Annotated in this window: 19 protein-coding genes and 2 pseudogenes; 8 read left to right on the forward strand and 13 right to left on the reverse strand. The window is 69.8% G+C overall.

Annotation, left to right across the window (positions count from 1 at the left end; all coding sequences use genetic code 11):
• Positions 1 to 12: 12 nt before the first annotated feature.
• Positions 13 to 927, reverse strand: a complete 915-nt coding sequence (locus DCW30_RS35505) for an NAD-dependent epimerase/dehydratase family protein (RefSeq protein ID WP_237283490.1) — start codon at positions 925 to 927, stop codon at positions 13 to 15.
• Positions 928 to 1,074: 147 nt separating this feature from the next.
• On the opposite strand from DCW30_RS35505, the gene DCW30_RS35510 reads away from it, so the two are divergent.
• The 3 genes from DCW30_RS35510 (at position 1,075) to DCW30_RS35515 (ending at position 2,693) form a co-directional block, all read left to right on the forward strand.
• On the forward strand, positions 1,075 to 1,974 hold the full coding sequence (locus DCW30_RS35510; RefSeq protein WP_076688111.1) for a LysR family transcriptional regulator: 900 nt from the start codon (positions 1,075 to 1,077) through the stop codon (positions 1,972 to 1,974).
• Complete coding sequence (locus DCW30_RS36960) at positions 1,958 to 2,131, forward strand: DUF6221 family protein (RefSeq protein WP_162933523.1); 174 nt, start codon at positions 1,958 to 1,960, stop codon at positions 2,129 to 2,131. The genes DCW30_RS35510 and DCW30_RS36960 overlap by 17 nt, the downstream gene beginning before the upstream one ends.
• Before the next feature lie 166 nt (positions 2,132 to 2,297).
• On the forward strand, positions 2,298 to 2,693 hold the full coding sequence (locus DCW30_RS35515) for a GNAT family N-acetyltransferase (RefSeq protein WP_076688112.1): 396 nt from the start codon (positions 2,298 to 2,300) through the stop codon (positions 2,691 to 2,693).
• A 619-nt stretch (positions 2,694 to 3,312) separates the two neighbouring features.
• On the opposite strand, the gene DCW30_RS35520 is transcribed toward DCW30_RS35515, so the two are convergent.
• Positions 3,313 to 3,519 carry a hypothetical protein gene (locus DCW30_RS35520; RefSeq protein ID WP_076688113.1) on the reverse strand — a complete coding sequence of 69 codons (207 nt, stop codon included), beginning with the start codon at positions 3,517 to 3,519 and terminating at the stop codon, positions 3,313 to 3,315.
• Between the two features lie 211 nt (positions 3,520 to 3,730).
• Here DCW30_RS35520 and DCW30_RS35525 point away from each other — a divergent pair, with 211 nt between their 5' ends.
• The 3 genes from DCW30_RS35525 (at position 3,731) to DCW30_RS35535 (ending at position 7,155) form a co-directional block, all read left to right on the forward strand.
• Entirely contained in the window at positions 3,731 to 5,311 is a 1,581-nt protein-coding gene (locus tag DCW30_RS35525) for a coiled-coil domain-containing protein (RefSeq protein ID WP_123985644.1), read from the forward strand.
• A gap of 468 nt (positions 5,312 to 5,779) precedes the next feature.
• The gene (locus DCW30_RS35530) at positions 5,780 to 6,466 is read left to right on the forward strand and encodes an HNH endonuclease family protein (protein WP_076688115.1); all 687 of its coding nucleotides are present in this window, start codon (positions 5,780 to 5,782) and stop codon (positions 6,464 to 6,466) included.
• 95 nt (positions 6,467 to 6,561) lie between these two features.
• Positions 6,562 to 7,155: an isochorismatase family protein gene (locus tag DCW30_RS35535; RefSeq protein WP_076688116.1), complete on the forward strand. Its 594-nt coding sequence runs from the start codon at positions 6,562 to 6,564 to the stop codon at positions 7,153 to 7,155.
• Between the two features lie 169 nt (positions 7,156 to 7,324).
• On the opposite strand, the gene DCW30_RS35540 is transcribed toward DCW30_RS35535, so the two are convergent.
• The 6 genes from DCW30_RS35540 to DCW30_RS35565 all read right to left on the reverse strand — a co-directional run bounded on the left by DCW30_RS35540 (position 7,325) and on the right by DCW30_RS35565 (position 12,921).
• Complete coding sequence (locus DCW30_RS35540) at positions 7,325 to 7,963, reverse strand: hypothetical protein (protein WP_237283491.1); 639 nt, start codon at positions 7,961 to 7,963, stop codon at positions 7,325 to 7,327.
• Between the two features lie 136 nt (positions 7,964 to 8,099).
• Complete coding sequence (locus DCW30_RS35545) at positions 8,100 to 9,623, reverse strand: sensor histidine kinase (RefSeq protein ID WP_076688117.1); 1,524 nt, start codon at positions 9,621 to 9,623, stop codon at positions 8,100 to 8,102.
• The gene (locus tag DCW30_RS35550; protein ID WP_076688118.1) at positions 9,620 to 10,321 is read right to left on the reverse strand and encodes a response regulator transcription factor; all 702 of its coding nucleotides are present in this window, start codon (positions 10,319 to 10,321) and stop codon (positions 9,620 to 9,622) included. The genes DCW30_RS35545 and DCW30_RS35550 overlap by 4 nt, the downstream gene beginning before the upstream one ends.
• Before the next feature lie 51 nt (positions 10,322 to 10,372).
• Positions 10,373 to 11,254 carry an ABC transporter permease gene (locus DCW30_RS35555; RefSeq protein ID WP_237283492.1) on the reverse strand — a complete coding sequence of 294 codons (882 nt, stop codon included), beginning with the start codon at positions 11,252 to 11,254 and terminating at the stop codon, positions 10,373 to 10,375.
• Positions 11,254 to 12,165, reverse strand: coding sequence for an ATP-binding cassette domain-containing protein (locus DCW30_RS35560; RefSeq protein WP_076688119.1), 912 nt, complete (start codon positions 12,163 to 12,165; stop codon positions 11,254 to 11,256). The genes DCW30_RS35555 and DCW30_RS35560 overlap by 1 nt, the downstream gene beginning before the upstream one ends.
• Positions 12,166 to 12,486: 321 nt before the next feature.
• Positions 12,487 to 12,921, reverse strand: a complete 435-nt coding sequence (locus tag DCW30_RS35565; protein WP_076688120.1) for an Rrf2 family transcriptional regulator — start codon at positions 12,919 to 12,921, stop codon at positions 12,487 to 12,489.
• A 128-nt stretch (positions 12,922 to 13,049) separates the two neighbouring features.
• Between DCW30_RS35565 and DCW30_RS35570 the strand changes: the two genes are divergently transcribed.
• A complete protein-coding gene (locus DCW30_RS35570) occupies positions 13,050 to 13,799 on the forward strand; it encodes an SDR family NAD(P)-dependent oxidoreductase (RefSeq protein WP_076688121.1) in 750 nt (249 codons plus the stop codon).
• A 203-nt stretch (positions 13,800 to 14,002) separates the two neighbouring features.
• Here the strand turns inward: DCW30_RS35570 and DCW30_RS35575 are convergent, their stop codons facing one another.
• Together DCW30_RS35575 and DCW30_RS35580 are read right to left on the reverse strand one after the other, a co-directional pair.
• Positions 14,003 to 15,220: an MFS transporter gene (locus DCW30_RS35575; RefSeq protein ID WP_076688122.1), complete on the reverse strand. Its 1,218-nt coding sequence runs from the start codon at positions 15,218 to 15,220 to the stop codon at positions 14,003 to 14,005.
• On the reverse strand, positions 15,217 to 15,582 hold the full coding sequence (locus DCW30_RS35580; protein ID WP_076688123.1) for an ArsR/SmtB family transcription factor: 366 nt from the start codon (positions 15,580 to 15,582) through the stop codon (positions 15,217 to 15,219). The genes DCW30_RS35575 and DCW30_RS35580 overlap by 4 nt, the downstream gene beginning before the upstream one ends.
• Before the next feature lie 253 nt (positions 15,583 to 15,835).
• Between DCW30_RS35580 and DCW30_RS35585 the strand changes: the two genes are divergently transcribed.
• Positions 15,836 to 16,912: a YwqG family protein gene (locus DCW30_RS35585; protein WP_076688124.1), complete on the forward strand. Its 1,077-nt coding sequence runs from the start codon at positions 15,836 to 15,838 to the stop codon at positions 16,910 to 16,912.
• A 181-nt stretch (positions 16,913 to 17,093) separates the two neighbouring features.
• On the opposite strand, the pseudogene DCW30_RS35590 reads toward DCW30_RS35585, so the two are convergent.
• The 3 genes and pseudogenes from DCW30_RS35590 to DCW30_RS35600 all read right to left on the reverse strand — a co-directional run.
• Positions 17,094 to 17,716, reverse strand: a pseudogene (locus DCW30_RS35590) (AAA family ATPase).
• A gap of 160 nt (positions 17,717 to 17,876) precedes the next feature.
• Positions 17,877 to 18,536 (reverse strand): PhzF family phenazine biosynthesis protein, encoded by a 660-nt coding sequence (locus tag DCW30_RS35595; protein ID WP_079250449.1) that lies wholly within the window; start codon positions 18,534 to 18,536, stop codon positions 17,877 to 17,879.
• A 64-nt stretch (positions 18,537 to 18,600) separates the two neighbouring features.
• Positions 18,601 to 18,856 (reverse strand): annotated as a pseudogene (locus tag DCW30_RS35600) (2-oxo acid dehydrogenase subunit E2); the annotation flags it as partial.
• Positions 18,857 to 19,042 lie beyond the last annotated feature (186 nt).

The following is a 19,042-nucleotide window of genomic DNA, read 5'->3' on the forward strand; positions in this document are numbered from 1 at the left end:
CTCGTTCCTCGTTCAGAAGTCCGCAACCGCATCCGTATCGGTATGCGCGCCGAAGTCCATATGCGCGATGTCGTCGAGGATCGACGGCCCCTGCGGCAACCAGCCGAGTACGCGCCGGGCAGTGTCGCCCGAGGCCTGCTGGTCGAGCAGGAGGGCCTCGCCGAGCAGGCCGAGACGGTCGAGTGTCTGCACGACGGGCTCGGGCTCGACCCGTCCGGCCAGACCGACGGCACGGCTCACCGCTTCGGTGATCTCCCGCACGGTCGGATTCACGCCGCCGGCGCCGAGGAAGTACGAACCGGGTGGGGCCTTCTCCAGCGCGAGCACGTACAGCTCGGCCAGGTCGTCCACGTGCACGGTGCTCCAGTGCTGGTCACCGGGCCCGACCATGGTGAGGGCCGGGAGGTTCCCCGCCGTTCGCGGACCGGCGGCGACGAGGTGCAGCAGGCCGCCGCCGCGCCCGTACACCACCGCGGGCGCGATGACCGAGGTCCGGACGCCCCGCGCGTCGCGTACGAGCTTGGCAAGCGGCACCCGCCAGGCGGTCAGGCGTGGAGCGTTCATGGCGGTCGACTCGGTGATCGCCGAACCGCTGCCGTGCAGCCAGAGGCCGGTGGTGTGCACGAAGGGCCGGTCCGTGCCTCCGAGTGCGCGCAGAAAGCAGCCGACGGCTGCCTCGTCGACGCTCGCGCTGGTCTCGTCACCCGGTGATGCCACGTGGATCACGCCGTCGCTCGCGGCTGCGAGCTCGTGGAGGGCGTCAACGTCGGACAGGTCGGCGATCGCCGGTTCCGTGCCCCTGGCCCGCACCACGTGGGCCTTCTCGGCGGAGCGGACCACGGCGGTCACTTGGTGGCCGCCGGAGATCAGCCGGTCGAGCACCGCGGCTCCGATGTAGCCGGTGCCGCCGGTGAGCAGTACTCGCATGACCATCCTCAATTCACTGACGTCTTCTGGGACCGGGCGATCGGCCCGTACGACAACGGTCGCTGCGACTGGCTATCGTGTCCAACGAATGTTTCCGAACGTCCAATCGGAAATGCCGATCAATGAGGCGTCGAGGGCGAGGGACCGGTGGACCAGAAAAAGCTGGAGTACTTCATCACGGTCGCCGAGGAGCTGAACTTCACGCGGGCGGCCCAGCAGCTGCACGTCACACAGTCCACGCTCTCGGCCGGCATCAAGGCCCTGGAGCAGGATCTGAGGACCGAACTACTCGTCCGCTCCACACGATCGGTCAGGCTGACGGAGGCGGGTTCGGCGTTCCTGCCCGAGGCGCGCACCGCGATCGAGGCACTCGACCGGGCCAGGGCCGCGGTGGAGCCGCTCGCCACGGGGCTGCGCGGCAGCCTCACCGTGGGCGTTCTCAGCGGGCTGACCGTCATCGACGTGCCCGCGCTGGCGGGTGACTTCCATCGGCGTCACCCGGAGGTCCGGTTGCGTACCGCGACCTCCCAGCGGGGGACCTCCGGGCTGATCGAAAGGGTGAAGGAAGGTCATCTCGACGTGGCTTTCGTGGGAGCCGACATCACGGACGCGCTCCTCCGGGTGAGGGTGATCAAGAAGTACCAGGTCCAGTTGCTGGTTCCCGCCGGTCACCGACTGGCTCTCCGGAAGAGCGTGCGGCTGAGTGACGTTGCCGGGGAGCCCTTCGTCGACATGCCCACGGGGTTCGGGCAGCGCCGGCTCGTGGACGACGCGTTCACGAGGGCGGAGCTGTCCCGGCGTGTCCTGATCGAGGTGTCGGACATCACCACGATCGCGGAGTACGTGTCGCATGGGCTGGGCGTGGCGCTGTTGCCCCCCGACTTCGCGGAGGCGGCCGGAGACGCGGTGCGTTCCGTCCCCCTGGCGGACGCACGCCTGTCCTGGACTCTCAGCGTGATCGCCTCGGCGACGAGGTCACCGACACGGGCGCAGCACGCCTTCCTCGACCTCATCCCGCACCACATCCGGCGTGACCGGGTGTTCTGAGCGGACACACGGGACCGACCCGGCCCGCGTCCCGCGCGAGGTCGAGGCCAAGCGGCGCATCCTGGCCCGTCACGCCCGCGACTCCTGGCCGCGCCACGACCTGCGTGACCTTGCTTCGCCCTCCACCAACCACCCCGACTTCCCCATAGCGGCCTGAAACGGCGCAGCATATGAGTGGACGGCGCTTGTGGTGATCGATTTGCCCATGTCCGGGCCGCCGGCCGGCCAAGGTTCGGCCACGCAGGATTCGAACCCTGCGCAAGCGAGTTGTCCTCGCTTCGTAATCTCATTGCTGGCCCTGCCCCGGACTCTACGATCGAGGAGTGACGATCGAGTACGAGTGGCGGGGTGGCTTCGACAACGCCGCCCTCAACGCGCTGCATGCTGACGGTTTCGGCCACCCGGTCGCTCGGACTGACTGGCGGGAACGACTTGAACGCCACAGCCTCGGCTGGGTCTGCGCCTGGGAGGACGGCTCGCTGATCGGCTTCGTCAACGTGGTCTGGGACGGTGGGGTCCACGCCTTCATCCTGGACACCGTGGTCGCCCAGCGCCGCAAGCGGAGCGGTGTTGGCAGCGCGCTGGTCGCAACTGCGGCTCAAGAAGCTCGTGCCGCGAAGTGCGAATGGCTCCACGTCGATTTCGAGGAGCGCCTGCGTTCGTTCTACTTCGACACCTGCGGCTTCAAGGAGACGACAGCCGGGTTGATCGCCCTGTAGCGCAGTGGAGACTTCTGCCCCGGTCTCAGAACAACCTGTGCTGTAACGGTGCCACCGCGCAAGGGCAGCCCCCGCTTGGCTCGACATGCGGCGCTTTTCCACCCCCGTTGAGGAGCCGACGGCCCGGTGTGTCCCTCGGAGCAATCCGAAGCCGGGAAGCCAGTGCCCCGGGAAGCCCATGCCCCGGGAAGCCCACGCCCCGGGAACCCCATGCCTTCGGCCGCCGCGAGGGAGTGGTCCAGTGGCTGGATCACCGGGGGAGTGACGTCAGATGGGCACGTGGCCGCTGCCCGTACCGCGGCTCCTGCCCCGTAGACCCTGATGACGCCGTTTCCGGACCGGCCACCGCGGGCGCCCCGGACGGTGCGAGCCCGTCCGGCCCCGCCAAGGCCGGGACCGTGAGGCGCTGAGAGCGGCGTGCAGCGCCTCACGCCCTCGGGGCCGACCGTGGCGGGGGCGGGGTCCGCCACCGCCGGGTCAGCTCGACGGATCTCTCCGGGTACCGCCACCTCTCGGCGGCAGCCGCAGACGAGGTGTCGGCCACCGCGCCAACACCCCCCACAGCGGCACCGCTGACCACGACAATCCCCGGCGACGCCCGCTGCACACTGGTCGCGGCTCACCCGTCGTTCCCGATCACCTGGTTGAACAGGAGCAGTGCCCCCCCCAGCGCACCTCCTCCCGCAAGAACCGCTTCGGCCAGTGTCTGCCCCGCTGCAACGGTCAGGGTGCCCACGCCGAGCGCCGTGAGCACCGCGAACAGGATCACCAGCGCGGCGCGAGGGGTCAGCAGGTGCCGGTGCTCGGGGGGAGGATTCTGGTTCACTTCGCTTCCTTCTGTCTCGCTGAGGGCCACAGCACAAAGCGCTCGTTTCCCGGACAACCGCAGCGCGGATACGCCAAGCTGACAGGGGGACGAAGCTCGCCCGGCGTGGCCGGGTTTCCTCCGATCGCCATTCACTCTGCGGATTTCCCGCAGGTTGCCTGAAGCCCCGCAAAGCGGGTTGTCAGGCCCCTGCAAGCGAAAATGGGGGTAGTTGGTGGACATACAGTCATCGCGGGAGCCTGCCGAAGACGACGAGGGTTCGCAGAAACTGAAGCCGCTGTCCGACGAGATACAAGGAGCCCATCGGGAACTCCTTCTGATCGTGCGCGACCTGTACAGGCGCAGCGGTCTGACCCTGGAAGTGATGGCTCACACGCTGCAGAAGTCGGGCAGCCACGTGTCGCACATGCTGGCCGGTCGCAGGAGGCTGCAGCGCGAGGCGATCATGCAGGTCCAGCAGTACTACGCCGCGAAGGCAGACCGGCCGGGCAGCCGGCTGGCTCCCCTGAGCCGAGAACAGACCGAGACGATCGAGGCACTGTGGCAGTCCCTCGAGGGTGAGAAGAGGCTGCTGGTCCGAGCCGGGGAGCTGCGCGAGACCAGGAAGCAGCTGCAAGAAGCGGAGGAGCAGGCCGCCAGAGCCCTGGGCCTCGCCCAGAGCAGCGACGAGAGGCTGCGGGAGAACATCGTTGAGCTCACCAGAGCCACGATCGACCTCAAGCAGCTCAGTGAAGAGGTCGAGCGAGCCTCCTCCCAGGTGCACACCTTGCAGGAGCAGCTCATCGACAAAGAGCAGTACGTCGCCGACTTGCGGGACGAACTGGCCGAGGAGCGCGGTACCTGGGCCGCGGAGGCGAGCAAGACCAGAGCGAAACTGCGGGAGCACCACGCCGCTGTGCAGCGCCTGCAGGCCGACATCACCGCACTGACCGACCAGGTCGAAACGCTGAAGATGGAGAAGGCGACCGCCGAACGCGTGCTGCGCGCCTCCGAGCTGGAGCACGAGCACCACCAGCAGCAGTGGATGGCGGCAGCCGAAGGGCTGCGTCAGCAGACGGTCCGCGAGAGGGAGACGCTGGCTCGGCAGGTCGACCAGCACAAGGAAGAACTCGCCTCCGAGCGGGACAGGCGCCTCATGGCCGAGGCCGAGATGGCCCGCCTCCAGGAACGCCTGCAGGAAACCGTGGAACGGCTGGAACACGTCGAAAGCCCTGTCGTGGCGGACAGCGGTCAAAGCACGCCCACGGGCGGAGCACCGACCGCTCCGGGCGATCCGTCACTCGAGGGCTACGAAGTGGCGGCCCCGCCGGCCGGCGTCGCCCTCGTCGATCAGCTGAAGGCAGCCCACGACACCGGGGACGCCTCATGGGTCGACCGCCTGCTGGCCGTGGGCGGGGAGTTCGCGGCGGATGAGATTCCGGCCCTGGTCGCCTACCTTCGCCAGGAAGGCATGGCCAAGGAAGCTCACACCGTGCTCGTCGGGGCCGGGCAACGCCGAAGTGCCTCCGAAGTCGCCTCCGTGGTGGACGCCTTCCGCCAGACCCGAGGGATGGCTCGCGTCGACGGGGACAGCGACGCCCGAGCGGTGATCCGGGCTTGCGCACTGCGTATGACGAGTGACCTGATCATCGTGCTCAGGCAGCTGAGCAGCGCCCGCAGTGACCTCTCGGACGCGGTGCTGTACGCAGCCGCCGAGCACCGTTTCCCCGGAACGATCCCCGATCTGATCTCAGAGCTCGAACTCGCCGGACGGCACGAGGACGCCGAAGGCGTGCGGCGCTACCGGCATTAGCGCACCAGCCCTTGCGTCCCTGGCTGCCCAGGGGCGAGGCTCCCCGGTTTCCGTGTCCCACGCTCCCTCGACCACCACGCGGTCGAGGGAGCGGTCAGGGGCGAAGGCCTCCCAGGGGGGCCAGCAGGCAGCGGCAGGCGATGGTCAAGTCGGCACAGAGTCCGTCTCCTCGGACGCGGTGATGCCATGCGTCAGGGCGTGTCGCTGGGAGCTTCGAGATGACATCCGCCGCTCGCCCTGCGGCAGGGCAAGCTGGTCAGTGCTTCGACCAGGCGGCAGCCGACCCCCGTGTCCGTTCGGCTTTCCACCGCCGGGGCAGCACCGCGAAGCCTTTCGCCCCGCGCGGCCGGAGACAGTCCTGAAACTGGTGCCTCGGCGAATCGTTCCTGCGGTGAACGTTGACACTCGTGCGGGTGAGGGACGGCTGACAGGGGCCCGTGGGGGACCGCTGGCCGGTAGAACGCGGGGGTGATCAAGAACCTGCTGCGCGGTTTCGGCGCACTCTCGCTCGCTGTCGTCCCGCTCATCGCTTCCACCCCGGCACAGGCCGCCGAGCTCCCCGAGAGCCTGCGGGCTGCTCGGGTGGCCACGCTAGCCGACGCCGTCGGCCTGGTTCCGGTCGAGGACGAGAACCGCACCGGCTACGCCCCCGCCGCCTTCAAGCACTGGAACTCCGGGGACCTGGCCGATGGCTGCAACACCCGTAACGAGGTGCTGCTCGCCGAAGCGACCACCGCCCCGGCGGTGGCCTCCGGGTGCAAGCTGAGCGGCGGCTCGTGGCTGTCGTACTACGACGGCCAGGAGGTCACCGACCCCGGCGCACTGACCATCGACCACATGGTGCCCCTGGCCGAAGCCTGGCATTCAGGCGCCTCGGCCTGGACGGCCGCCCGGCGCGAGGCATACGCCAACGACCAGGGTTCGGCGGTGTCGCTGGCCGCGGTGACCGCTCGTACCGTCCGGCAGAAGGCCGACCAGGACCCGGCCCAGTGGCTCCCGCCGGCCCCGGAGGCGCACTGCCGGTACGTGGGGGAGTGGGTGACCACCAAGCTGCGCTGGCAGCTGACCGCCGACACCACGGAGATGGACGCGCTGAAGGTGCTCGCCGAGGGCCCCTGCGAGGACAGCGTCGTCTCCTACACCCCGGCCCCGTAACCGTGCCCGTTGCGGGGCACGGGGGCCCGACAGCTCCCACGCCCCGGAACGAACGTTCACCCTGTCCGCTCCGTGTCACGTGAGAGGTGTGTGTGATGAGTCGAGGCTTGATCGTCGTGGATGTGCAGAACGACTTCTGCGAAGGAGGAAGCGTCCCCGTCGCGGGAGGCGCGAGGATCGCGGCCGCGATCGCCGGGCTGGTGGAGCAGACCGCTGGCGACGAGTACCAGTACGTCGCCGCGACGAGGGATCACCACATCGACCCCGGAAGCCACTTCTCCGACAACCCCGACTACAAGAACAGCTTCCCCGTCCACTGCGTGGCAGGGAACGAGGGCGGCGAATTCCACCCCCACTTCGCCCCCACCGCCACCGGCGGCAAGATCGACGCCGTCTTCTTCAAGGGCGCCCACAGCGCCTCCAAGAGCGGCTTCGAAGGCGCCGACGAGAACGGCACACCGCTGGCGGACTGGCTGCGCGCCCGCGGGGTGGAGGACGTCGATGTGGTCGGCATCGCCACCGACCACTGCGTGCGCGCGACGGCGCTGGACGCCGTCAAGGCCGGCTTCCGCGCCCGCGTTCTCCTGGACTACTCGGTCGGCGTCGCGCCGGACACGACCGCGGCGACCCTGGAGGACTTCCGCCAGGCAGGCGTCGCTGTATCCGGCGAGAGCCCCGCATCGCGATAGCACCCGGCCCATCGCGTTGCCGCTTCTCCGGCCCGCCCCCAGGCGGGCACATCAGCGCTACGACATTCCCCCGCCGCCCTCAGTCACCGGCTGAGGGCGGCGGTGTCCATGAACCTCTGGAGCGTGGGCGACAGCCCGGCAGCGGGGGACCGAGGGTGAGGGTGTTGCCCTAGGGAGCGGCGGTTCGGGCAGACGCCATGGTGTTGGCAGAGGCGTCCTCCACCGCCTCGGCGACACGGTCGGCCAGGTCGTCCCACGGACGCGGACTGATGACCGGGACACCCACCGCCCGCGCCCGCGCGGTGAGCCACCGGCCGTACAGCACGCTGACGCGTGCGCGATGGCGCTGCGGTCCGGCCTCCGGCTCCCGGCGCAGGTAGTTGGCCGTCACCTGCTCCTCGTCGTCCTCGTGGAGGAAGACGGCACGGACCGGACCGTCGGGCGTCGCCGGTCCGGGCAGGACGTAGTCCCCTTCCAGGATCACCGGGGTGTCGGTGTCCACATGGTTGGCCACGACCGCCTCGATCGCCGGCTCCAGCGCCCTGGCGATCGCGATCTGCCGCTCGACCACCGACTCGGGCGACTGGTGGGCGGCCTCCGGGTGAGTGCGCCAGAAGTGGACCTCCGGCAGGTGCTCGGGCAGGGTCACCGCGAGGAGGGACTCCACGATGTCGTCGACCTCCACGACGGGGACGTCGTACCGTCGTGCCAGGGCCCGCCCGACACCGGTCTTCCCCATCCCCGACGCGCCCCCGACGACGAGCACCCGCCAGTCGGGAAGCCTCTTCACCTCATCCGTACCGTCCACGCGGACAGCGTACGGCAGCCACTTCTTTCACCGGGGCCCACCCGAGCCGCAGTGGTTCCCGTTCAAGGAACGGCCGCGGTAGCCCTTCCTCAAGCCACTCGACCGTACGGCTCATCAGGCTCACTCATGGATCCGCTCAGTCGCCGAGTGGATCGGTGTGTACGGGAAGCAGGATACGGAACGTGGCGCCCTGACCGGGGGAGGTGTCGACTTCTATCCGGCCGTGATGGGCGGCGACCAGGGAGTGGGCGATGGACAGGCCCAGGCCGGCGCCGCCGGTCCGCGTCCGGCCTCGGGCCGTGTCGGCGCGGTAGAAGCGATCGAAGATACGGGCGGCCTGTTCGGCTGTCATCCCCGGGCCCTCGTCGCTCAGTTCGAGGATCGCCAACGTGCTGTGTGTGCCCACGCCGATCCGGACCGAACTGCCGGCCGGGGTGTGGGCGATGGCGTTCCCGATCAGATTGGACATGACCTGGCGTAGCCTCGCCTCGTCTCCCCGTACGGGGGCGGCTCTTGGCGGGCCGCCGCCCGGCCCGGTCAGGGTGACCGCCCGGTCGGGGGCCAAGGCTCTCAGGTCGTGCAGGGCGTCAGCCGCCAGCGTGCGCAGGTCCATCGGGGTCAGCTTCAGGGACGGCTGGGTGCGCGCGGCGGGGTCCTCGTCCAGCCGTGCCAGCAGCAGTAGGTCCTCGACGATGTGCACCAGGCGGGCTGATTCGCGCTCGATGCGGTTCATCGCGGTGTCGACGTCCGTCCGCTCGGGCATGCCTCCCATGCGGTACAGCTCGGTGAAGCCCTTGATCCCGAACAGGGGTGTGCGCAGTTCGTGGCTGGCGTCCGCGATGAAGGCGCGCATCCGGTCGTTGGTGGCCGCCCGTGCAGCGTCACCGGCTTCGATCCGGTCCAACATGCCGTTGAGGGCGGCGGCCAGGCGCCCCAGCTCCGTACGCGTAGAGGCCAGGTCGGGGACCCGCCTGGAAAGGTCACCGCCGGCGATGGCGGCCGCGGTCGTCTCGACGCGCCGCAGGGGACGCAGCCCGGCGCGGACGGCGAACCAGCCGATGACACCCAGCAGGACGAGGACCAGGGAGTCGATCACCAGCATCCGCAGTCCCAGGCTCCGGATCGTGCCGCTCACTCCCTCCAGTGAGCCGGCCACAACGATGCTTCCCGTGGCAGACGTGCCCCCGTCTCCGTCGCTGCCCTGGCGAGCCAAGGGGCGCTCCGGTCGGGCGATCACTCGCCAGTCGCTGCCGCCGCCCGACGTCTGAAAAGGTTCACCGCCGCGGGCCGCGACCGCCGCTGTGTCCACACGCGGCAGCTCGGGTGCGTCGCCCGCCGCGGGGCGCAGGATCTGCGCCACACCACCGTCGGCGTTCAGCCGGACCATATAGACGTCGCCGGTCAGCCGGCGCTCCACCGCATCGCGCACCTGCGGCACGGTGGCGTCGGGACCCTTGCCGAGATCGGGGAGCTGTGCCGCCGCCGCTGCGGCCGTGCGCAACCGCTCGTCCAGCTGCTCCACCAACTGCTGCTGGAGGAGCGTGATCAGCAGGGCGTTGCTGGCGAGCAGGGCGGCCACCACCAGCAGCAGGCAGATGATCACCAGGCGGGTCCGCAGCGACAGACGTGCGGCGCCGCGGCGCAGGGACGGCGTGGTCATTTCCTGGGCCTGCGCAGGACGTAGCCCGTGCCGCGCACGGTGTGGATCAGCTTGGTCTCTCCGGTGTCGACCTTCCGGCGGAGGTAGCTCACGTAGGAGGCCACGATGGAGTCGTCGCCGCCGAAGTCGTAGTGCCAGACCTGGTCCAGCAGTTGCTCCCGGGACAGGACCTGCCCGGCGTTCTCCATCAGCACGCGCAGCAGATTGAACTCGGTCGGAGACAGAGGGACCGGCACGCCGCCCCGGGTCACCTGGTGGCTGTCGAGGTCCAGTTCCAGATCGCCCACCGTGACGCGGTTCTCGGGGTGGTGGCCGCTGGTGCGGCGTAGCACGGCTTGGATGCGCAGGACCAGCTCCTCCAGGTTGAACGGCTTGGTGACGTAGTCGTCCCCGCCCACCCGTAGCCCGCTGATCCGGTCCTCGGCCGCGTCCCGTGCGGTGAGGAAGAGGATCGGCGTATGCCCTGTCCGCACGTCCGGGCCCGCGCGCAGGCGGCGGGCGACCTCGAAGCCGTCGATGTCGGGCAGCATCACATCCAGCACGATCAGATCCGCAGCGTGCTCGCGCACCGCTTCCAGCGCCTGTGCGCCGGTCTCGGCCGTGTCCACGTGGAAACCGGCCAGCCGCAGGCTCGCCGAGAGCAGCTCGCGCAAGGTGGGCTCGTCCTCCACGAGGAGCAGGCGTTGTCTCGTTGTCATGGCATCTGTCCCCGACCGGTGATCTACGGCATGTCCAGTGTCCCCGTCGAATCAGGCGTCGCGCCCACGGAACACGACGAACGCCACCGCGAGGAGTGCGGCCACGCACCCGGCCATGACGCCGAGCCCGGCCCAGGGGCCCAGGGCTTCCGGGTCTCGGACAGCGGTGATGATCTGTCCACCGGCGATGGGCGGCCAGAACTTGGAGACCCAGTCGCCGAGCGCGCCGGGCAGTGCGGGCGCGAATGCCTGGACGATGAGCATCACGCCGAACAGCGTCGTCACCGTGGCGGTCGTCGAACGGATCACCGCGCCCAGGGCCAATCCGAGGAGAGCGGCCAATGCCAGATAGAGGCCACCGCCGAAGATGCCGCGCAGTGCCACACCGTCCGACAGCGCCAGGTGCGGAGCGCCCGCCCCGGACAGCGAGGCCTGGCCCATGGAAAACGCGCCGAGCGTCACCACGATCCCGACCGGCAGTGCCACTCCCACCAGCGCCAGGGCCTTCGATCCCAGGACCCGGGCCCGCTGCGGCACGGAGGTGAGGGTGGGCACGATCGTGCGCGCCCCGTATTCGGAGGTCATCACCAGGCCGCCCAGCAGGCCGAACGCGATCTGCGCCACCAGATAGCCCATCAGACTGGTCGCCAGCGGATCGAACGCGGCCTGGTCGGCGGGCGACAGGTCCGCGTACTCGCCGCCTGCCGACGAACCGTTCAGCGCGGCCAGGCCCACGGCGAAGGCCAGCGCGCCCAGGATCACCGACAGCGTCGACCGCATCGTCCGGATCTTGATCCACTCGGCGTGCAGGCTGTGCCAGAAGGTTGCCCGGCCCGATCCCGCGTTCTTCGACGCGGGCCGCCTCCTGCCCGCCCGAGCCGGCAGCTTCACCAGAACCGGCGTCGGCTCGGGGCGTGTGTGAGGGTGGCGCATCAGTTCGTCCTCTTCTCGGCCTGGTACTCCACCGCGTCGCGGGTCAGGTCCATGAACGCCTTCTCCAGTGACACCTGGCGCGGCGACAACTCGTGCAGCTCCACTCCGCCCGCCGCGGCCAGGGCTCCTATCGTGGCGGCTTCCAGGCCGGTGACCACGAGCGTGTCGCTGTCCTCGGCCCGCACGTCGGCGGCGCCGGCCAGCAGCGGCCGGAGCGTCTCGGCCCGCGGCGTGCGCACCAGGACCTCGCGCTCGGAGTGCGCTTCGATGAAGTCCTTCATCGTGGTGTCCGCGATCAGCTTGCCGCGCCCGACGACGATGAGATGGTCCGCGGTCAGCTCCATCTCACTCATCAGATGACTGGACATCAACACCACACGTCCCTCAGCGGCCATCCTGCGCATGAGCGAGCGGATCCACACGATGCCCTCCGGGTCGAGACCGTTGAGGGGCTCGTCGAAGACCAGGGCCGGAGGGTCGCCCAGCAGCGCGGCGGCAATCCCCAGGCGCTGGCGCATCCCGAGGGAGAAGGCCCCGGCCCTGCGCCGCGCGACGTTCTCCAGCCCCACTTCGGCCAGCACGTGGTCCACACGGCTGCGCGGGATCCCGTTGCCGGCCGCGAGGGCCAGCAGGTGGTGGAAGGCGGTGCGGCTGGGCAGCACCGCGCCGGGATCCAACAGCGCCCCGACCGCTTTGAGCGGGGCGGGCTGGGCGCTGTACGGTCGTCCCTGGACGGTCGCGGTGCCTGAACTGGCGGCGTCCAGACCCAGAATCATCCGGAGGGTCGTCGACTTGCCCGCGCCATTGGGCCCCAGGAAGCCGGTGACCTCTCCCGCGCGGACGCCGAAGGTCAGATCGTCCACGGCGAGGACCTCACCGTAGCGCTTGGTCAGTCCACGTACTTCGATCATCGAGTCTCCCCACGCCGACGTCGGCAGAAGTGCCCGCGATGACCACGAGCACCGCACCAGCGTCACCCGCGGACATGGGAGCGCATCGGAGAACATGAACGCCGTATGGCAGCTCAAAAGCCTGTGACCTGCACCGATCGGATCGTCCGCTGCTGCGAGGCGGCGTCCTCACATGAAACTCACACGAAGGCCCGCTGCCGCGCCCGCGCCGCCACCCTCATCGGCCGCACCGGCACCGTCTACGGCCTGACCGGCTGCCGGGCTGTTCACCGGCCTGGGGAGCAATGGGGATCCTGGTGAAGTCAGGGCGCAACAGGAGGGCTAGCGAGGGGCCGCGAGTACGTCCCGGAGCACGTTCTCGAGCGTGACGCGGGCCAGCTCCTGTCGCAGGGTCTCCTCGATGCCCTCGTAGATGCCCTGCATCGCCGGCTGGATGCCGTGACCCACCACGCATCCCTGGTCCGGGGTGGTGCGGTGCATCGCGAACAGCGGGCCGGGTTCCACCGCCTCGTACACGTCGAGCAGGGTCATCGACTCCAGCTCGCGCGCCAGCGACCAGCCCGCGCCCACGCCCCGCCGAGACTGCACGAGCCCGGCCTTGCGCAGCTCGCCGAGCAGTCGTCTGATCACCACGGGGTTGGTGTTCGCGCTGGTCGCGATCTGCTCGGAGGTGGCGACCTCATGGCCCTGGCGCTGGTAGAGACCGATCCAGGCCAGCGCGTGGGCGGCGATGGTCAGCCTGCTGTTGGCACTCATGAAGCCCTCCTCCCGGCCGCGACGCCCCATGTTACGACAACGCTGTCGTAACAATGATGGTTGCAACAAGCCGTCGTAACAATTAATGTTGCGACAGCCGGTAAAGGCCAATCAACGAGGTGAGAAGAATGAGCAAGCCACTCATGGGCAAGGTCGCCCTGGTCACTGGGGGGTCGCGCGGGCTGGGAGCCGCGACCGTACGGCTACTGGCCGAGCAGGGCGCCGACGTCGCCTTCACCTACGTCAGCTCCGAGAAGCAGGCGCAGGCCGTCGTCGACGAGGTGCAAGGCAAGGGGGCCAAGGCCGTCGCCTTCCAGTCCGACCAGGCGGACACGGGCCGGGCGCCGGCGCTGATGGACGACGTGGTCGCGCACTTCGGCGGCCTGGACATCCTCGTCAACAACGCGGCGATCTCCGTGGCCGGCATGGTGGACGACCCGGATGCCGACACCGCCGCACTGGACCGGATGCACGCCACCAACTACCTCGGCGTGATCGCCGTCATCCGGGCCGCCTCCCGAGTGCTGCGCACGGGCGGCCGCATCATCACGGTGAGTTCCGGACTCGGCTCCCGGGTCGGCGCCCCCGGCCTTGCCGACTACTCGGCGACCAAGTCAGGAATCGAGAGATACACCATGGGCGCCGCACGCGACCTCGGGCCCCGGAACATCACGGCCAACGTCGTGGAGGCCGGACTGATGGAGGGCGGCATGCGACCGCCGGACCCCGAGACCCTCAAGACCCTGGTCAGCTCCCTGTCCCTGCAGCGCATGGGGCACCCCGACGAAATCGCCGCGGCCATCGCCTTCCTGGCCGGCCCGGACGCGTCGTACATCACGGGCGCTGTGCTGGACGCCCACGGCGGCTACAACGCCTGAACCCGAACGCCTGCCGCGCGCCCCGAAGGTCATCGCGCCTCCAGGGCGCGCACCGCCGACTCCCGCGAAAGGCGTACGACGCGATGGCCCTGCGCGGTGAGCCGCGACGGCGCGTGACGTGGTCGGGCCGCACGGAAGATCTTCATGCGCGCACATCGGCCGGGGCCAGGGGCGACGGGCCGGATTCCTCGTCGCCCGGGCTGTTACGGGCACGGTGAATCGGCCGGTGTGCGCTGTGGCGTCGATGTCCGTGTGGCGGGGGCGTCAGGCGCGGTGGTGGGTGCGTAGCGGGGCGTGAGCCGGGTGATCAGCACCGCGAGCGCCAGGCCCCCGGCGGCGACGAGTGCGGCCCATCCCGGCAGGGCGTCGGCTGTGACGCCTCCGGAGAGAAGGGCGCTGCCGAGGGCTGATCCGGCGGCGGAGCCGAGGTACATCGCGGCCATCTGGAAGGCGACGACGGTCATGGCCTGCTGCGTGTGGTCACGGATGAGTGCCTGTTGCAGGACCGGCACGCTGATCCAGCCGCTCGCACCCCACACCGCGGTGGCGATCACCCAGGCCGCGGGATGGTCGAAGAGCCAGACGGCAAGGAATGAGGCGAGGAGGAACGCCGGCACGACGGGCATCAGCCGTCGGGGGCCCAGTGCGTCCAGCGGTCGGCCGATCAGCCCGGACCCGAGCACGCCGCCGACGCCCCAGGCCCAGACGAGCGCGAAGCCCCAGCCGTGCAGGCCGTTCTCGTCGGCCATCGGCAGCAGGTAGGTGTAGAGGCCGAGACTGGCCAGTCCCAGGATGAAGGAGAGCGCGATGCCCCCTGCGACGCGGGGGTTTCTGAGGACGGCGCTGCCGTCGGAGCGGCGGGAAGCGGGAAGTTGCGGCAGCGTGCCGGAGCGCAGGGCGAGGGCGAGCATGCTCAGCACGCCGATGAGCACGACGAAGCCCATCGTCCCGCGCCAGCCCACCAGGTCGCCGATCAGCATGCCCAGCGGCACACCGGCGACGGTTCCGGTCGACAGGCCGAAGGGCACCAGCGCCATCGCGCGCCCGCGCTCGTGGTCGGCCACCAGGGCTCCGGCCGTCGCCGTGGCGACAGCGGTGAGCACGCCGGCCCCGGCGCCCGCCACGACGCGGGAGGCCAGGAAGACGCCCAGCGTGGGCGCCAGCGCGGTGGCGAGATTGCCGAGGTTGAACGCCCCGAGCGCGACGAGCAGTGCGGTCCGGGTCGATCGGCCGGCCAGTCGGCGGGAGAGGAATGGGCCGGCGACCGCGTAGGCGGCGGTGAACGCGGTGACACCCATGCCGATCGCCCCCGCCGTGGTGGACAGGGAGTCGGCCATGTCCGGCAGGACACCGGCCAGTACGTAGGCGTCGATCCCCAGGGAGACCGCGGCGATGACCAGCGGCCAGACCTTCCCGATCACGAGGCATCCCCCTCGTCCCCGGCCACGCCCCTGCCCTCGTCCACGCCCTCGTCCCTGTAACCGGCCAGGATCGTCCGCACCAGGCCGGGGAACCGGGCCTCGAGGTCCTGGTCGCGCAGCCGGATCATGCACTTGCGCCCCTCGGCTCGGACGAAGACGACGCCGGATTCGCGCAGCAGGCTCGTGTGGTGGGTCAGCGTCGAACGCGGCAGGTCGGGGCCGAGCTCCAGGCTGTCGACCTCCCCGCGCTCGGCGAGGATGCGCACCATCGTCAGACGCAGGGGCTCGCTGAGGGCGAACAGCACGCGCGGGAGCGCGATCTCGGCCGCCTCGGGATGGTGGTACGTGCGGGCCGCGGCCATCGCGCCACTCCAATCGTTCGGGAAATATCGCACGATCATAGTGCGGGAATTCTCGAACGATCAACTTCCGGTGGCGCGACGCCGCACCGCCGGTTCGGCGGATGCCGGCTCCGCCGTCCGATCGGCGGGCAGCGCGGACTCCGTGTCACCGGCGGACGGAGTCAACGACTGTGGCCGGCGTGACCGTTGGGCCGAGACGTGGTCGTCGCCGCGTAGACGGGCATTGTCAGTGGCTGGTGGCAGGATCACCGGCATGGATTTCGTACGTACTACTCCGCCGCGACCCGTCCAGGTGGCTGCGGTCTTTCCCGAGCTGGCCCCGTTGGCGCGCCCTGCCATCCGGCTGCATCCACGTCCGGGGTCGCCTTCGGTCAGGGACAGTTCGGTCGGCGGACCGTTGCTGTGGCCGGCAGGGGAGCCGTGGCCGCACTGCGAGGACGTGCACCTGCACATGGACACCGGATTCCGTGAGTCACTGACCGACGTGCGGCTCCAGAGACGCTTGCAGTCGCGGTGGCGCCCTGACGACCGGCCTCCCGCGCACACGCCCGAGGAGGAAGCGCTCAAGGAGCGGGATGCCGCACGGCTCGCTGAGCGGCTCGACGCCGGCCCACCCTTTCCCGCCGACTGCCCGGTCCCGCTGTTGCCAGTGGCCCAACTGTTCCTGTGTGACATACCCCTGTTGCGGCCGCCCGGGCAGGCCGATCTGCTCCAGGTTCTCTGGTGCCCGTACGAACACGAACCGGACTGCAAGCCGGCGACCGCGCTGTTCTGGCGGTCGGCCGCGGAGGTCGACGACATCCTCGCGACACCGCCGGAACCGTACGAGGCGGACTATCCGGGGTATGTGCCAGAGCCGTGCGTGCTGGCGCCGGAAGCGATCACCGAGTACCCCAACAGCCTGGATCTGAGCCCGGAGCTGCAGCGACTGCTGGAGGACTGGAACAGGTGGCAGGCGGCCGGCGCCGACGTGGACAGCTTCTACGCGCAGTATCCGCGGGAGTTCTACTCCATTCATCTGGGCAACGCACCCGGCTGGAAGGTCGGTGGCTGGCCCCCTTGGGGCCGCACCGACCCGTACCGCCGGCACTGCGCTGTGTGCGAGGCGCAGATGGTCCCGCTGCTGACGATCGCTTCCTGGGAGTGGAGCGGCGGTGAGGGCCGCAGCTGGGCGCCGCAGGAAGACCAGGCTGCCGCCCACGCCGACGCACGCGGCCCGGGCCGGTATCCCTCGCAGCCGACGAGGGTGGAGGTAGGCAGCACGGACAACATGCAGATCTATGTGTGCCCGAGGTCCCCCGAGCATCCACACACAGACCTGATCCAATGAGCTGTCGGCCTGGCGCGCACCCTGCCGTACGGGGACGGGAGCGCTGCCGAGTAAGGGCGAGGCGGTAGGAAAGGACCGCCCGCCCGGCCGTCGGCTGGACCCCCACGGTGCCTGTGGTGGGTCTTCATGGGGCAAAGCGATGATGGTGGCTGTTGACGGCCACCATCATTCAAACGAGTGGTCACCAGCCGCTGGTTGACCGTCCCGCCGCGGTCTGCGCGTCGACTGCCGCGAGCACGGTGTCAGCCAGTTCTGTGGCGGACTGTCCGCTGCCCGCGTCGATGCGATCCAGGCCCAGTCTGTCGATGGCATCGATCATGAGCGTCTGATAGCGCTCAGTGCGGGCCAGGAACTTGTCCATCAGGAGTTGTTCCTCGTCTGTGGCTGCTTCATAGCAGCCTGCCGCGTGAATGCGGGCGCGTACTACGGAGTCGTCGGTGGTGAGCCACACGGCGGCCGTGCGCGGGATGCGCATCCCCGCGACGCGGACGGGCCAGAGTGCCGAGCCCTCCAGGACCAGGCCCTTCCTGCCGTGGGCTTGGTCGCATGGGCCGTGATGAGGTCTTCGATGCGGGGCCACAGTCGCTCGTAGTGGGAGAGAACAGACGTGATCAGTTCGTCAACCGTGAGTGATCTGTAGTGTTCGACGACGTGCGTCGGCACCGCCCACTCCGGGGTTTTCCAAGGTCGCCCAGGGTGCTGGGCCAGCCCGTCGGTGCTCAGGAACTCGAACCCGAGCTTCTCCGCCACCGATCGGGCAACGGTCGACTTCCCGACGTTCGACGTCCCGCCGATCAGGATCACCCGTGGATCACGCACGCCAACGACCCTACTGATCCTTGCGGGGCGATGCGTGCAGTCGGCGGCGACAAGTGACGCAGCATGCGGCTGGACCCGGCACAGCCGGGCCACTCGCCGCCGGGTCGCGATGAAGTCCAGGCGCCCGGGGGCCCTGACCTGCAGCTCAGTGCGCGGGATTGTCTACGGTGCAGACTCGTCCGCCGATATGAGTCGTCCCGTCAGGGCCGGGGGCCGCCATGATCTGCGACCCGTTGCCCTGGGTGACCGCTACAGCCCGCCCCAGCCGGTCGGCGAGCAGGAGCGCTGCCGCTCCGGTGGCTTCGTCCTCGTCGATGCCGTCGCCACGGCCCGGGAAGCCTCGGGCTCGGATTCGGCCCGCGGCCTCGTCCTGCCAGGCCCAGGCATACACCCACTCTCCCGGTTCCGGCACCGCCAACGCGTCGACCTCCCGCGGGCCGGCGTACTGTCGCAGCGTGCGCGGCGGCACCCACTCCGCTCGCGCACTGATCCACGTCAAGCTGTCGGCACGGCGGACAGGGATGCTCCCCACAGGAAGCTCCAGCCTGTCCAGACCGAGGAGCCAGGCCACGCCGACGAGCGGGTATCCGGCGAACGGGAGCCGCACCCCGGGCGTATAGATGTCCACGATGCCCCGGTGGGCGTCGTCGACGAACACCGTTTCGCTGAGCCCCAGTCCTCGGGCCAGGGCCTGTCTGGCCTCCTCGTCGGGGAAGGCGCGGCCGTCGCGCACTACGCCCAGGACGTTGCCGTGGTTGCCGTTCGCGTCGCAGAAGACGCGGAGAAAGTGGATGTCATGGCTCACCCGGGCATTGAAGCAGCTCACCAGGCCATTGGTCCTCGCCTCCCGGCTCACGGAGCCAGGCCTCTCAGCGGTGGCCGGCCTCCGGTATCGCCTTGACGGCGGTCAGGTAAGGGGCGACGTCGGCGCTGCCCACCAGGCGGTGGTCGTAGGAGAGCGACAGGTAGATCGTGTCACGCACCGCGTTGGTCTCGCCGAGGTCGGGGTGGTTGATGACGACCGGGCGCTTGACGGTGGCGCCGATGCCGAGGATGGCGGCCTGTTCGGCGGCACGATGACCGTGTCGAACAGGAGCCGCGCGAACCGGTGTCGGAGATCGTGACCGCGCCAGGTTCAAACCCCTTTGAAGCGAGCCCTGTCACAGCCGGTAGGAGCGCGGTGAGCGCCGCGTCCGCATCGCGTGCGCCGCGCTCGTGGCTCTCGGAGACGGCGAACGACGTCGGACGCTGGCTCTCCTGGCATTGGCACACCATCGTCCTGGACGCCCTGGAACGCCTCCACGCCCAAGC

The sequence above is a fragment of the Streptomyces alfalfae genome (assembly GCF_004127445.1).
Classification (GTDB): Bacteria; Actinomycetota; Actinomycetes; order Streptomycetales; family Streptomycetaceae; genus Streptomyces; species Streptomyces alfalfae.